Genomic DNA, 15,820 nt, shown 5'->3' with positions numbered 1-15,820 from the left:
TGATTTAAGTTTATTTAGAGGCTATCCTAAGCTTAGGATAGCCTCTAATATTTAGTATAAAATAATTAAGCGGCATCAAAATACTTTTATATATCGAATGACTTAGAACTTACTTTAATCATTAAGAGAATTCAAATAGGGTAAGATTCAAATATTAAAACATTCATTTTTGTTTTAAGTATCAAAAACAACCACAAATATTTTCATACATTATTGTTTTAAAAAAAATATATTATCCCTCTTTTTAATCCCATACAATTCGAATAGAACCTATAAGAAAATAGGGGAAAATAATTACCCTTGTCTTATTTCCCGAATAATCCGATTCGTTCTACGATCTGCATACATCCTGTTCAATGCCGTTACCGCCCATAAAAAAGCAGGAATCCAACCAATGATAGTTAGTTGTAAAATCAGACAAACCAGACCAGAAAGAATTTTTCCTTGTAGCATAAGGCTTAACCAAGGAAAAAAGAATGCTAAAACATAACGCATGATTACTATTTTTTTTTTGATTGATGATACGCTATTAGACGCAAAAAGTACACATTTGTTACGGTTTTTTTAAGTTTACAGTTGTTGGTTGTTGGTTGGTTTATTTTGTATCACTATAATGAAAAACAGTTAAGCGTTAACTTTCGACTTTATGACTTTCGACTTTAAACTAATTCCCAATTCCCAATTCCCAATTTCTAAATTCTAACTTCTAAATTCCCTATCTTTGTACCCGAATACCCAATACCATGATTAAAACCCCCAATCTAAGAGTAATTGCAACCGATTTAGACGGTACATTGCTCAATGCAGCACATACCATATCAACATATACAAAAGAAATTTTTCAAGAATTATACAAACAAGGTTACACTATTATTGTTGCAACAGGGCGTCATCATAAAGATGCAATACAATTAACCAAATTATTAGAAATCCCCGTTTATTTAGTAACTTCAAATGGGGCACGAATTCATACACCTGAGAATGATTTATTCTTTGCTTTCGATATTGAAAGTGATGCCATACAAAATATTTTATCACTAGATATAGATGATTCTATAACTACAGTTCTGTTTAAAGAAGAATTTTGGTTAACCAATAAACACAATCTAAAACTCAATAGTTTTCAAAAAGAATTACATTATCCACCACAAATTGTAGATTTCAAGCAAGTTTCCGATTTAAGTGCTATAAAACTCCTTTTTGTAGATGAAGATCACCAAAAATTATTGCAATTAGATAATCTAATAAAAAAACAACAGCCATCGCCATTTGAGACCTGTTTTAGTTTGCCTATCTGTCTCGAATTAATGGATAAAAGCATTGATAAAAGTTATGCCATTGCCAAAATATTAGAAAAAGAAAACAGTACTTTTCAACAAACCATTTGTTTTGGAGATGGTTTTAACGACGAAAAAATGTTATCCCAAGCCTTTAAAGGACTTATTATGAATAATGCACAACAAACCTTAAAAGATAAGTTGCCACATTTAGAAATAATAGGGAACAATCATGACGATGCAGTAGCGAAATACTTGAAAACAGAAGTATTGTGTAAAATAGAGAAGGAGTAAGGACGCTTTGTCATGCTGAACTTGATTCAGCATCTCAATTATAGACTCATGTTGTCGCTAGATAGTTAAGATTGGTAATTTGTAATAGATAAAAAATTCCAACCAGTTTGTCACCCTGTAAGGGTCTCATAAGTAGTTCCATAAACCTTATTAAAACACTTCCAACAACCAAATACCACCAACTAATTCCTATTCATCTCCATTCGCAATGCTAAAAGATGTTCGCAAGGTCCTTTTCGCAATCCGTTGTTTAAGAAATAATTACAGCTACAAGAGCCACTAATCATTCGATTGTCTTTATCAATTTGCGCTTCCGTTTGAAAAGTTGTTCGTTGGTCTTTTATTTTAGCGGCAAGATGTAAAACGGCATCTTTTACTTCTGCTTTAACAGAAAAAGGTTGTTCCTGAAGTAATCGATTGGCTTTTTCTTCTTGTTCACTTGCAAATCGTAAAGAAGTCATCGGTAAAGGTTCCTGAGAAAGTTCACGAACGCGATATACCCCTTTATGTAAATCATAGATTACTCTTCCCGCTTGTGTATAAGCGGCTAAAGAAGAAGCCACTACATCAGTAGTAAGTCCTAAATGCTTTGCTATAGCATCTGAAGTACCTAACCAATCCTTTTTCAAGGTATTAAATATTTGTTCCTGTGTCTTTTGATCAACTGTAGTTCTAGGTGCCATCAGGTCAAAATTACCAGATTGACTCCAATCGTTTGCCGTCCATCCCGATAATCCTAACGTAAAAGTCATATCCCCTAAATGAGCAATAAAGAAAGAAGGTAGTCCATTTCCTAAAAGATGAACCGTAAAACGACTAGCAATAGGTAGTAATCGCTCTAAGATGTGCAAACGACGCCTTCCCCAAATACGTATGGTTTGTTCTTGTGAACCAGTATAAGGAGAACGGTAAAAAGTAAAAATCTCATGCCAAGGTTCAAACAAAACCTGTACAGGTTGTCCTGGTTTTAAAATAAAACGCAAAGCTCTTGGTCCTTTTTGTTCTTTAAAACGTCTTAAATATGAACATAAAAGATACATGTCTTGCGGGTGCAAATCAAAGGTAACTGCCGGCAATGTCATGGCAGAACTTACCTGTAAAAACCCTCTTACCCAAGAGTCTGGTAAATCAATTTTTACTTCTTTGTATTCTTCTTCATTCGTAGTGCGTGTTTCAAAACCACTAGGATCAATAGCAAAGGAAGTTTCTTTATAATCTCTAATTTTTTGGAACTCATTATAAAGCGATTGCGAATAATCAATATTAGTGGTACCACAAGCAAAAGTATCTATTTGCGTAAAAACATTATAATTGCAACTCAATTTTCCATATGAAGATTCATCTTGGCTAAAACATTCAAAAAATACTTCATCAGGATGTACAGTAATCACGGGGTCTAAAACAAACCAAGCATCCCTGTCTTTTTGATATAAATAATCAAAATAAGCCTTTTTTGCTTTGTTAAATGGGCCTAATATTTTATCTTTCTCTTTGTAAACCGCTTGTAATTCTTCTTTTATTTGAGCAATTCGCTCGCGTGTTGCCTCTACTTGATTTTCAGCAATATAATCGGAAAGCCAAATAGACTCTTGTTCTTTTAACCATTGCATATAAGCTTCACGGTCTTTGGGAACAAAGCGCAAATCAGACACCACCACATCATGCAATGCAGAAATAGCTTCTCTAAAAGCCAATTTCTTATGTAATTTCCCTACAAAGAAGGTGGGATCTCTTTGAACATCGGGTGCAAATTGCATACCTACCGAATTTGCATCAGTAGCAACTTTAGAATTTCCTTTGTATTTATAATCAAAAATCATAAGCTTTAAGAATTTAATAGTAAACAAGAATCCAAATGAGGATATTGATCTTGTATTTGGCTTAAAGCCAAAATAAATCGGGCTTTATCTTGCAAAGCGGTTGTGGCAGATAAATAAGAAAATAAGCCATTAACATATTGTGCAACAACTTCGTTTTGTAATGCTTCAATAGTTAAAAAGTCGAGAACACGTTCTTTGGTAACCCTTCCTTTATGCACACGAAACAATACCGAACGGAAATAATAATCTAAAGCAACGATTCGTTCGGGTTGCTGACTAGCATATTCTTTCAATAAATTAGAAACATACAATTGAATCACTTCGCTAGGATGTTGTGACAGTTGAATTAAATACTGATGTCCTTGTGCATCACTAAAATAACGCATCACTAATTGCTTTCCAAACTGCATCACATCGGGTCTTACCGAATCAACCAAGCTAATTAATGTTTCTGTTGTCCAATCGGAAGCTTCAAATTGTGTACTGAAAAATTCAAATGCAAATTGTCTGCTGTCTTCCCATTTGGCATCGACTAAACTAAGTGCTTTCTCTTTTTCAGATTTTACTTTGGCCACATGATTCGTATAAAATTGCCATACCCATTGACGAACCACTAGCAGTTCGCTATCAGCCAAAGCTAAAACTTGTCTCCAAGTAAATTCAGAAGTTCTTGGATAACGATACAACCACGAAGCGGCTGCCACCTGAACATCTCTATAATTGGCAAAAATCATGGGTAACAAATAATTAGGTTCCAATTGATCTAAATGCGTTTCATAAGGTTCTAATAGAGATAAAATATAAGCGTGACTTCCTTCAAATTGAGGTTGGCTAATTAAAACATGTACGAGTTGAATCCAAGTGCTTTGTAATTGTGAAGCTAAATAATCCTGTAATCCTAATTGTACAACGGTAGCTACAATAGTTTTATTAGAATGTGTAAGTAATGACAAAATAGTGTTCCAATGTTTAACCACTTCTGTAGGAGAAACTTTTAGTAATAACTCCATACCAATAGCTTGCACTTCAGGTAAGGCATGCTGCGCAAAATCGACACAAAGCGATACCGGAATGGTTTCTTGTGCCGCTTTTAAGGCAATAATTTCACTAGCCAAAAGCGCATTCATAGGTAAAGAAGCTTCTAATAAATAACTTACAATTTTTGGGTGAACCAAAGCAAGTTGGTTACCAGCAACTACTTTTAAACGTTGGATAACTTGTTTTGCCAACACACTATTTGTAGGCGTATTTTCAAATACAATAAGCGACTCAATCGTTTTTTCAACTACTGTTTTAGCTGTAGCATCGTTTACAGTTAGAGTGTTAAGTAAAGTTATAATCCAATCGTGTAACGTGGGTTGCGAATTTAAAATAAGCGCAATTAGCGCATCTGCTTCTTTACAATAAGTAGTTTTGTTATTTTCAACTTGTTCTTTTGCCCAATCCAAAGTAGGTTGGTGCGTAACCTCTAATAAACGAAGTAATAAAGACGTGTTTTTAATAAACTCTTCTTTACGAGTGGTTAATAATTCGTAACCCAATTGCTGTGGTATTTCAAAGCTATGTTGTAAAAGACGAACCACATGTTCCAACGAAAACTTGGCTTTGATAGCTCCATAATCAGGGTGAACTTGTAAGCCTTCCATTGCAAATTGATGGATGATATCCATTTTGGCATCCATTAATAATTGAACATACGCTTGCGGATAAGCATCCCAATGTTCTGGAAAAAGCGCTTTTCTAGTTACTTCCACCTCTTCAGGTTCTGAAATTGATGTTGTTATAGGAGCAGGAGCAACAGGTTCTTTTTTACTAAAGAAATTTTTTAAAGTACTAAGCAATCCTTTTTCTTCCTTTTTTTCTGTATTCTCAGTAGTAGCATTATAAGGTCTTACATCAGCGGCATTATAATACCAACGGTCACTAATTTCATAAGTTTTATTGTGAATGAGTTCCAGTTTATTCGTTACCGTTCGATTCGGGTCATTACCATACAAAATAGTAGAAAGCAAATAAGATTTAGAACATTCAGCATATTCAATAGTGGTAAAAAGATATTGTCTTATATCATATAAATATTGTCCATAGGGTGGAGTTTCTGTATATTTTGCCGTATAATCGGCCATGGTATATTGTAGCAATTGTTGTACCGCAAGAGAAAGATAAGCCTTTCCATCCTTTTTTTCTCCTAATTGAATAAGATAAGACTTACTATTTTGTTGAAAATAGAACTTCGTATGGTTTGAAAAACCAACTGCACTAGTAGCACCTCGCAATTCTTTCCCTACATTAACTGTTTTATTTAAACTTGTAATATATTGATGTGTAGGATACCCATCTGGATCCAATGAGGCAGTTCTAGAAAACATAGCTTTTTCCTTTTCTAAGCGATAAGAAAGTAAGGCTAATGTTTTATAATCTTGTCGCACCTGAGCCAATTTGTATAAACTACGAACAGCTTTAAAGTATGGAGGGCGAAAAGGAATCGTTTGCAAAAGTGTTTGTATGCCTTCAGACCATTGCGGATTAAACGAATGCAATAAATAAAAAGGAACAAAACCTTCTAAGGCAATGTTTTGTTCTAATTGTATCGTATAAAATGTAAAAATAGCACTTGTATTTCCTTCCGTAATTACCTCTTGTAAGGTTTCAGGTAACAAAGAAAAACATTTGGCTTTCATTTCCTCCAAAATAGCTTCCTCTTCGGTCAATTGGAACAAAGCTTCATAAGCCAGCCAACGCACATGGTCTTTTAATTTGATTTGTAACGCAGTGGTTTTAAAAAACGGAACGGCTTCCTTAGCTTTCAATTGTAATAATGCCCAAACAGAAGCATACAATTGAAAAGTATCTCCTTTGTGGGCTAACTTTAAAATATAAGGTATCGCTTTTTCAATGCCTAGTTCACCGGCTTTCCAAATCACGCGAGACGTTTTCCAAGACGTTTTAAAAGAACGTGTGCCTTCTAGAGCATCTTGTAAACGCAATAAAATGCGTCCTTCCATTGAGGTAGTATCAATATGTTCCAAAATAGGAAGCGCAATAGTTACTTCAGCTTCCGTTTGATATCCTTTGGCTCTTTTTTCATATTCCAGTTTACCAAATATTTTTTCGGCATCTGCTAAGGCTACACTAGCAGGTGTTTTAGTACCTTCTTTTAAAGCATTGCCTCGTCTACCATAACGAAAATTAACTACATATTCCCCGTTAGTTAGTTCACATAAATCTATTTCATAAACTTTATCTGAATTGCCTTCACGGAAAAATAATTTACATTGTTGAATCAGTTTCATATATAGTTTAATTTTCGTTATTTTTTATGATATAAGATATTGATAGCGTACACCCTTTAAAATGTAGTCCACCAGTTGGTTGTGTCTTCTTCATTAGCCTTGCTATTATTTTCAGGAACAATGGTTTTTTCTTCTGTAACCGGTTGAGGTACGGGTTGTACTTCTGTAGTAGGAGGTGTGCCATGTATAGCCACAATGTCTTCTAATTGCTTGCGAAACACAAGAGCTTTTTCAGGAGCAATCATATGTACAAACAAAATGTAACCTTCAATAGCAGCATATACATTATTGGATTTTCTCCATTGTTTATCTTGCCATCCCTTGTTTTTAATCTGATGCAATAACGCCCTAAATTGTCTTAATCTATTACGATCAATGTTTGGTTTTTCATTAACAACTACGCCCGTTACCTTTTGTTGTCGCGATTGCTTCATTACATGTACTTTATCAGGATGAACGGTAAAGTCTTCACTAGTACTAATTTTTTTAGCAAAGTGGAGTAGGGCAGCGATGTCTTTATCCGTAGCCGTATCAGATGAAAAAGTAAGATCATCGGCATAACGTGTGTAGGTAAAACCATATCGTTTAGCCAAACCTTTTATACGCTTGTCTAATTTATACGCAATCAAATTACTAATAGCAGGACTAGCAGGCGAACCCTGAGGAAGAACTCGATTTCCTTGTTGTACATAATACAAGACATTATCTAATGTAACCTGTTTTGTTTCAGCTTGTGTACATAGCAAAGCCAAAATAGAAGCTATTTGTTCAGAATAACCTAACGTAGAAAATAAACCTTTCACTCTTTTATAATGCACACTAGGGAAAAAATCTTTTAAATCCATATTCACCACCACCGTTTTACCTATATGGGGTTGCGCATTACTTACAATCGAACGCTTACTAGTAAAACCATGCACTTCATCCTGAAGCGCTATTTTAGAAAGTATAGAAGTAAGAATCCAGTTTTGTAGTTTTTTCAAACCCTTTTTAGGTGCAGCAATTTTTCTTTTGCCACCCGATTTTTTGGCAATTTCAAAAGTATAATAGTGCGAGGTAAGACTTACGGGTCTATGATAGGCCCAATAGGTTAGCATTTTTGTAGTAATACCCATAGCATCGGCAAGTTGGGCAACCGTATCAAAATAAGGAAGATTATATTGTGCTAAAAGGGTACTATTACTAGCAGTAGGTTGTAAACCTTTAGAAACACCTTCCCCCAGATAAATAATTTCAGTTGTCCTTAAAACTTCCCATCGAGCCGCTTTCTCTTGTTTTTGTTGTGCTCTCTTTTCTTTGGTTTCCTCACGCTTTGCTTTAGCATTTTGCATGCGTTGCTTATGAATTTCTTTCAGCAACAATTCTTGGTTTTGAAACTTACGTTCCTTAGCCACTAAAGTACTTAACTCCTGTTGTAGCGAGGTTTCTTTTTCTATTAGCGTTTCTTCCAGAGTGGGCTGTCCTTTGGATTTCCAAAAACCCAAACGTTTCATTTCTTCTAGAATATAACTGTCTTTAGAACTCGATTTAATACGGTCATAAAGCTGTTGTCTTGTAAGTTGTCCAGACATATTTAACGTGTTAAAAATGAAAAGTCCTATTTTTAATAGATTTAAAAATAGGACTTCGTTAAATCCTTCGTATTTTCTAAGGACTATATCTATCAACTCCAGAGAAAACGCACTAGTAGTGTATTTTATCTCTCGGAGAAGGAACCGAAAATGCACTACTAGTGCGTTTTCTCACCCTAAAGATAGTATGTAGTGATGTGTGAAATACAATTTCTACTTGATGACGAAACATCATCTTTTTCTTTTACAAGAAAAGCAAGGTATTTAACTATAACAAATATGCTATCTTTTTTTAGATAATCCAAAAAGCAAAACCGTTTTTTCCATTTTTTAACACAATAAAATATCATTTAATATCGCTATCTTTCTAACTAACTGAAAACTAGTTATTACTTTGCACTTTTCACTTTTTACTTTTCAGTTTTCCCCTTCAAGAAACACATAAAATAGTATTGAAAGGAGTTTTAATAAAGGAGGTATTAGTTACAAACAAGTTATAATTATATTTTTCCCAACGCATTAAATCGCGTGGTTACAAAATAGATCATTGGTATAAGATTTGCACCATTTTTATAAAGAACCATAGGCTGCGTCAATTGTACAGACTAGAGTTTCAACCCTATCAATAGAAAGACAACAAGAAAAAAAAATACCATTGGTTCGACACATTTTAACACAATACATTACCATAAAGAGGCCATGCTATCCCAGTACAAGGAGATTACATTAGTACTTCCATCAACCAACAACCCTCTGCCTCCCAGTTTGTCACCCTGTAAGGGTCGCATAAGTAGCTCCACAAACCATGTTAGAACACTTCCACCAACCATCAACTGTACACATGACCCACAACCTTGTCATTCCGACGTAGGAGGAATCTCAATCTTTCTGAAACCATTCCAATATTGTTGTACCAATAGTATCGTCTAAATCAGTTGAATCTTCTTTAAAAATAGAAACCTTACCCAAACCACATGCTTGCTCTTTACCTGTAAAGGCTTTAAAACCATCAAAAGAACTAGAAATACTAGGGTATAACAACATCGCTTTTTTAGAACCCCAATACTCATTATACACAAACATTTGTCGTAAGTCTTGAGTAGAAGGATTAGAATACCCTATATTTTTCCACTTCGTATCGATTATAAATGTTTCGTTGTCCTTTTCAATAACTATATCGGGTTTTAAAGCAATGCCTTCCCAAAATACTTTTCTTCTTTGTCCTAAAATACGAAGTCCTTTATTAGTTTGTTGTAAACGAACTAAGATATATTCTTCCCAAAGCACATTCATATCAAAAAGTAAGGCTATCATTTTTTCACTACCATGTTGTACATTAGGCGCATAATTTAAAATAATAAGTCGTGCAATTTTTAAAGCCGTTGTATAAGGAGCTGTTTTTCTAGTGTTGGGTATTTTTGAAAACGTCTGCTCATTCGCTTGTATGGTTTTCACTTCTGGAAAATTCAATTGTACTGTTTTACAAGAACTGTACAAATAATTTCCTTTAGAAAGAGAAGCTACAATTTCCAAAGCCTGCCCTAAAATTTGATGTATCAAATGGTCTTTATCATATACCTGATGCGTGGTATAAAAGCGTTCTTTATGAACTAAATTATGACTAATGTGTTTGGCAAACTCTAATTTTCCTTTTAAAGCTTTTACGTTAGAAGTTTCTTTATAGTACTTCTTGATTAATCCTTGATGGAGTAGGAGCTGTACTTCATGTAAAAACCATTCAAAATAAATATCTAACAGATGGACCTGTTGTTTTTTAACATGGGCTTCGTCTACTTGTTGTACTTTTAGTTTTCGAGTTACTCGAAGCATTTCAATCAAAGCTTTGTGCCAAACACTTTCATCTTTCCCATCATTGTCTATTTTGGGTAAAATTTCAATGGTTAATCCATCTACTTGAATAACACCAACATATTGTGTGAAAGTAATTTTATTAAGACCTATTGTAAAATATTTATTTTGATGCGCTTCATTTAGTTTTACTAATGCATTAAAATGTTCTTTTTCAAATATATTCCCATTATACTTTTGGCCACAAATTAAAGTAGCATATTCAAATATTTGTATGAGTTTAGTACGATTCAAACTTATACAGTTAATAATTGAAGGATAGCTTCTTTGATGTCAAAATTCTTTTTTAAACTAAAAGTTGTTTGAAAATCTGGTCTTTCAACGGGTATAGATAATTTAGCAAAAGCTACTTTAGTTTCGTTTACTTTGTTAATCTCAACGAAACCTTCACCTAAAACCAAAGCTATTTTCTCATAATCATTATAGAAATACTCTTGTAACAACGGAATAATGTTGTTTTTAAAAGTATTTTCTAAATCTTCTAATGAAATCACATTTATAAAATAGGAATGTCCTATGGTATGGTCACGATCTAAAAGTACTTCAATTCTATTATTAATAGTTTCTAATACTGCTTTTAAATTAATTCCTGTAAAAGAAAACAAATCAAAATGAGTAAAATCATTTGTTTGTTGCCCAACCATTTGTTCATCCCATATTTTTTTTCTTTCATCTTTTAATTCCTTTGTAACACCTATTAAGTCAAATAATTCAGCTTCTTTAATTAGGAACTCTTTATCTTCCCAAGGAACTTCTTTGTATTCCCATAATAAATTACAATACATAGCCGAAGGACTTAATAATTCAGGTTTTGGCATCATTTCCTCAAAACAAAAACGTCGTCTCAAAGCAGTGTCTAATGCTTCCACACTTCGGTCAGCGGTGTTCATCGTACCTATAATATATAAATTTGGAGGTACTCCAAACCTCTCTTTACTGTAGGGTAGAGTTACTTCTAAAGCTTCATCATTTCCTAAACGTTTGCTCTCTTCTATTAAGGTAATCAGTTCTCCAAAAATTTGGGACACATTGCCTCGGTTGATTTCGTCAATGATGAGAACAAAGTTTGATTCATTTTGATTTGTTTCTATATCTTTTTGATTGTTTTCGGCATATTCATTTAAGTCTAATTCTTTTTTCATGTATGCTACAACATCTAACATGTCTTTTTGAAATGCACCAGAAGGTCTTGCTTTTATATTCTTATAGGCATCATATACATTTTTCTTTGTAATTGTAAAAGTATATTTAGATGGTGAATTTATTGAAGTATATTTAAGTGAATTCTTTCTTGACAAACCGTATTCCCAAGAACCTATTTTTAATAAATTATTATTTAAAATTTTGGATCTCACTAAATCTATTAATGTAGACCAAACTTCATCAAAATTATCCTTTAATTCAATGTTGATGTTTTCATTTGCTTTGCAACAGATTTCTTTAAAAATACCATTCTGAATTAAGTAATTTAAATCAGTATCCTCTTCTTCTTCCTCTTTCATTATAGGCTTAATTCCTTCAATAAAATCTTCATAAGACATACTTTGATGGAAAGTAATAAAACTAATTTGCCCTGTATTTAAATAACCGTCAAAACGATCTTTAATTTCTTTTCTACTTTCTAGTTGTAGTTCTTCTTCTGATTTATTTTCTATAATAGATAAGGCTTTATTAATAGTATGATAGGTCTTTCCTGTACCTGGAGGACCGTATAGGATTTGGTTTAGTGGAATATTTATCATTTCTTTTTTTGTGGAATTATGATTTTCAGAATTTGAATTAAAATTATTCTTAAGACTTATTTTAACTTTCTCTCTTAGTATTGCCCAATTTAAAATATCATTTAAAATTTTTAACCAATCTGGAGAAGTATCGTCAATTATAGTTATTATATTTGATTGAATTCCTAAATCTTTAAAAGCTTTTTCAACTTCAATTTCTTTTTTCTTTCCTTTTCCAGCCGTCATTCTAAAGGACTCAAATAGAATTGTTTTTCCTTCCTTTTCTTTTAATATTTTTGGATTTTTTAAATCCATATTATATAATTGTCTTCTAAGGTTTATTGATTCTAATACAATATAACTCGAACTATTAGCATTAGGAACACTCCTTAGAATATATGAATAGGACCTATCTGATTTTTCAAATAAGAACCCTTTAACTTGCCAAGGTCCTGCTGGTGTTCCAAATTTTAATTCTGTTTCTCCTTTGAATATCCAATCTTCAATTTTTTGATCTTGTTTTAAAGAAAGTATTGTTGATAAAATTTTATCAGAAAAAAGAAATGAGTTCATGTTTTTCGGTTTTATTATTATTCATTAATTTCCCAATGAGCCTTTATGTAAATGTCTTTTTCTGCACCTTTTAACTCTCTAGCACTTGCTTGACTTCTAATAAAGAAGGCTTCATAATTTTTTCCCGATTTATCTCTTTTTTTAATAAATATTGGACTGTGGTTTTTCCCTTTGACAGTAATTCTACATATGGTTTTATCTTCAATCGAATAAAATTTTAAATTTTCAAGATTTTTTTGAAATGAATTGCCAAAATAAGACTCCACTAAACTGTCCAGTAACAATCTAAAAGAATCTTGTTTATTAGGTTCTTTTAAGGTGTTATAATCAGTATTCTCTAGACCAATAATATTTGTATTGTCTTCAACTCCAATTAAAATTTCCCCACCATCTGAATTTGCAAAAGCAGCTAAGTTCTTAAATGATTCAAATCTTAAATCTTTATTAACAATTTGTTCTCTTACACAAAATTGAATAGAAGATTTAAATTCTAATTTTTTGCTTTCTCCTTTTTTTATCAGTTCTTTTATTTCGTTTTCATCATAAGTTAAAATTCTTGAAGGATAATTAGAATAATGCTCTTCTAGTTTTTTAAAAAGTCTATCAAGTTCTTTAGGCTCTTTTTTATAGACATCTTCTGTATCAGTATTATAAAATAATTTAATGTTTTCTAAAGCTTTTTCATCCCCAGTTAGAATCATTCTTGGAAGAGCAGGAAAATTTCTATTGAGATAATTTAAAGCAGTGCCAATAAAATCTTCTTTTTCAATTTCTTGATCATTTTTAAGTAAGCATTTTATATCAAGTATTATAGCTGTGATATTTAAATGTAAATCTGGAAGTTTATTTACTAAATCTTCAAAACTTTTTCCCCATGCTAAAGAATATCCTTTTCTTTGTGCAGTGCTTTTAAAGTCATCTTTAAACTCCTCTTTATCATCTATTAATAATATACTTTTACTCATTTTCTATTTGTTTGATAGGTATTTCAATTATAAAATGAACACCTGATGTTAAATTTTCTTCTATTTTTAGAATACCTTTATGTGCTTCAATAATCTTATTGATGTAATAACCTCCTATACCAGTACCTTTACTTTTTATAGATTTGGTTAAGATTGATTTGTATTCTTTTTCATTTATTGTCAAAGGAGAACCATTATTTTTATAATCAATTATTATAATTCCTCTAGTTAAATCTGTTTTTATATTAAAAGTAATTTTAGGTTTTTTAATACCCTCGAAACTGTGCTCTTCTGCGTTCTCAATAAGAGTATTAATAAGATCTTCAAAATGAGATTTTGAAATATCTATTAAAGGGTTATTGCCTGTAATTTCTATTGAAAATGCTTTTTGATTATATTCTTTTTTTATTTCATTAAATAAATCCAATAATTTTATTTCTGAAAATTCTAGGTTTAATATAATCGCTTTTTCAACATCTCTAAGAATAATATTTACAGTATCTGTTTTTTTGATTGCTTTATTTAATGTTTCCTCAAAATTCTCATTTTCAGGTTTTTCAAATCCAGGATTTACTTTTAATCGTGGATCATCTTTATCATACTCTTTTAATTCTCCTAAATTATTTTTAGTTGATATCGCTTGAATTTTAGATAAAACAGTTGAAAGTCCTGTTAATTGATGTTTTAATTGATGAGTTATTGTTCTTACTATGTTTAGTTCTTTCTCTTCAATCTCTTCTATATAGCCTAACTCTTTACTTTTTTCCTCTAATCGAGCTCTTTCCGCAGCAATCAGATTGGCTTTCTGAGTATTAACAAATTGTTCTTGATTCTCTAATGATACAAATGGAACTACTAGTTGTCCTAAATTAGAAATGGTTATATAAGGCATTACACTACCTACTTTTTTACTTTTAATTTGCTCTAAAATAAAAGTCGCATGTAATTGATAATATAAATATTCCAAGTCGAATTCAACTCTTTTTTTAGAAGGAATTAATGCATACACATTGCTGTGGATTAAAATTGATTTATTATATTCTGAATGCCTATAAATTGTTGGTTTAAGATAATCTCCAATTCTTGCTACAAGTATGCAATCTTCACTAATTATATGTTTATAATATTTTTCAATATTATTTACACCATGTATTATATCCTTAGATAGGTTGATATCTAATATCTCTTTAGATAGATTCTCGATTTTAACTAAAACTAATTCTCCGTGTTCTGATAAATCATTCCTATCAGGCTGTGTTCCTGATTTTATTTGTACTAAATCTGAAAGTAATTTTCCTGTGCCTTCCTTCAACATTAAATTGCTGATAAAATATTCATCATCATATGCATCAGCTGAAAGGATTAGGTTTCTTAAGTTTTCATTTGGAATAATTTGACTGTTTTTTGAATATTCAGAATCATTCAAATAGGATTTTATTACTTCTTCTGAATCAATTACGTTTGATTTTTTATTAAAATCTAAGGCTTTTGCTTTAATAAATTTAACTTTATTAAATAAGTTAGGAGATTTACCTTTGTTAATAACTAGTAATGAAGCTTTTGCATTTGTATAAGGTAATAAAGCTCCCATAGGAAGACTAATGACACTTTCTAATAAATCTCTTTCTATTAATAATTTTCTTATTTCTTTTTCTTTACCTTGACTTGTTAGAAAACTTTCTGAAACAGTAAAAACAGCTTTTCCATCTAGTTTTAGTTTACTTAAAATAAAAAGAATGAATGAAGCAAAGCTTCTACCAGATCTTGGAGGATTTAAGTTATATTGATTATATAGCATATAATGTTCAACAGAATTTATAAATCCATTAATAGGTAAATCTGCGATAATATAATCATATTGTTTTATATCATTAATTTTTTCAAAACAATCTTTAGGCTCTATTTCATATCTTTTTAGTCCGTTCATAATTAGGTTCATGTTCCCTAATTGAGCTATTCGATTGATAATCTCATTTCCTTCAGAACCCTCGATTGTAGTTTTACTATATTTTAATGCTTTTATTAAAAGTCCTCCACTGCCTGCAACAGGGTCATAGATTGTTTTATTATCTGAAGGATTTAAAATGTTAACCATCAATGTTTTTAAACTTTCAGGAGTATTAAAAGCATTTAATTCCAAATTATCCGTTTTGAAGGAATTTATAAGGAAATCATAAATAGTACCAAATTCATTATCATCTATTGATGTTGTATCTAATCTAGAAATAATATGGCTAATCTCTAGTTTTTTACTACTTTCTAAGTTTAAAAGTAATTGAGAGCATTCTTCAAAAACACCTTTTGGCCCTAAATAATGATCTTCTATTTTTTTTAAATTTCTAATCCAAGAATTTCCTGAATCAATTAAATTTACAATACTTTCACTTGCATTAAAATAGTCAATAGGATAATTTCTTCCAGGTCTATAATTAATATC

Annotated in this window: 9 protein-coding genes; 1 reads left to right on the top strand and 8 read right to left on the bottom strand. The window is 31.6% G+C overall.

Translation table 11 applies throughout. From position 1 onward, the window contains the following. Positions 1-294 precede the first annotated feature (294 nt). Positions 295-495: a YqaE/Pmp3 family membrane protein gene (locus tag HALO113_RS18195; RefSeq protein WP_159780565.1), complete on the bottom strand. Its 201-nt coding sequence runs from the start codon at positions 493-495 to the stop codon at positions 295-297. A gap of 248 nt (positions 496-743) precedes the next feature. Between HALO113_RS18195 and HALO113_RS18190 the strand changes: the two genes are divergently transcribed. Then, positions 744-1,571, top strand: coding sequence for a Cof-type HAD-IIB family hydrolase (locus HALO113_RS18190; protein WP_159780564.1), 828 nt, complete (start codon positions 744-746; stop codon positions 1,569-1,571). 182 nt (positions 1,572-1,753) lie between these two features. On the opposite strand, the gene HALO113_RS18185 is transcribed toward HALO113_RS18190, so the two are convergent. The 7 genes from HALO113_RS18185 to HALO113_RS18155 all read right to left on the bottom strand — a co-directional run. Beyond that, positions 1,754-3,391, bottom strand: coding sequence for an SWIM zinc finger family protein (locus HALO113_RS18185; protein WP_159780563.1), 1,638 nt, complete (start codon positions 3,389-3,391; stop codon positions 1,754-1,756). A 5-nt stretch (positions 3,392-3,396) separates the two neighbouring features. After that, positions 3,397-6,684 (bottom strand): WGR domain-containing protein, encoded by a 3,288-nt coding sequence (locus HALO113_RS18180; protein WP_159780562.1) that lies wholly within the window; start codon positions 6,682-6,684, stop codon positions 3,397-3,399. Positions 6,685-6,740: 56 nt separating this feature from the next. Continuing rightward, positions 6,741-8,255, bottom strand: coding sequence for a reverse transcriptase family protein (locus tag HALO113_RS18175; RefSeq protein ID WP_159780561.1), 1,515 nt, complete (start codon positions 8,253-8,255; stop codon positions 6,741-6,743). 879 nt (positions 8,256-9,134) lie between these two features. Continuing rightward, positions 9,135-10,358: an McrC family protein gene (locus tag HALO113_RS18170; RefSeq protein ID WP_159780560.1), complete on the bottom strand. Its 1,224-nt coding sequence runs from the start codon at positions 10,356-10,358 to the stop codon at positions 9,135-9,137. Between the two features lie 2 nt (positions 10,359-10,360). Continuing rightward, complete coding sequence (locus HALO113_RS18165; protein ID WP_159780559.1) at positions 10,361-12,418, bottom strand: McrB family protein; 2,058 nt, start codon at positions 12,416-12,418, stop codon at positions 10,361-10,363. A 17-nt stretch (positions 12,419-12,435) separates the two neighbouring features. Further along, the gene (locus tag HALO113_RS18160) at positions 12,436-13,383 is read right to left on the bottom strand and encodes an ATP-binding protein (RefSeq protein ID WP_159780558.1); all 948 of its coding nucleotides are present in this window, start codon (positions 13,381-13,383) and stop codon (positions 12,436-12,438) included. Next, positions 13,376-15,820: N-6 DNA methylase (locus HALO113_RS18155; RefSeq protein ID WP_159780557.1), on the bottom strand; the 2,445-nt coding region annotated here is incomplete at its 5' end. The genes HALO113_RS18160 and HALO113_RS18155, both read right to left, overlap by 8 nt.

Origin of the sequence: Flavobacterium sp. 9AF, assembly GCF_902506265.1 — a bacterium.
In the GTDB taxonomy this organism is placed as follows: Bacteria; Bacteroidota; Bacteroidia; order Flavobacteriales; family Flavobacteriaceae; genus Flavobacterium.
The sequence above is the reverse complement of the archived record's forward strand: the minus strand, read 5'-3'. Positions and strand labels throughout refer to the sequence as shown.

Excerpts from the sequence above, each read along its gene's own strand:
- HALO113_RS18195 (WP_159780565.1), bottom strand. The coding sequence starts at position 495 with ATGCGTTATGTTTTAGCATTCTTTTTTCCTTGGTTAAGCCTTATGCTA.
- HALO113_RS18190 (WP_159780564.1), top strand. The coding sequence starts at position 744 with ATGATTAAAACCCCCAATCTAAGAGTAATTGCAACCGATTTAGACGGT.
- HALO113_RS18185 (WP_159780563.1), bottom strand. The coding sequence starts at position 3,391 with ATGATTTTTGATTATAAATACAAAGGAAATTCTAAAGTTGCTACTGAT.
- HALO113_RS18180 (WP_159780562.1), bottom strand. The coding sequence starts at position 6,684 with ATGAAACTGATTCAACAATGTAAATTATTTTTCCGTGAAGGCAATTCA.
- HALO113_RS18175 (WP_159780561.1), bottom strand. The coding sequence starts at position 8,255 with ATGTCTGGACAACTTACAAGACAACAGCTTTATGACCGTATTAAATCG.
- HALO113_RS18165 (WP_159780559.1), bottom strand. The coding sequence starts at position 12,418 with ATGAACTCATTTCTTTTTTCTGATAAAATTTTATCAACAATACTTTCT.
- HALO113_RS18160 (WP_159780558.1), bottom strand. The coding sequence starts at position 13,383 with ATGAGTAAAAGTATATTATTAATAGATGATAAAGAGGAGTTTAAAGAT.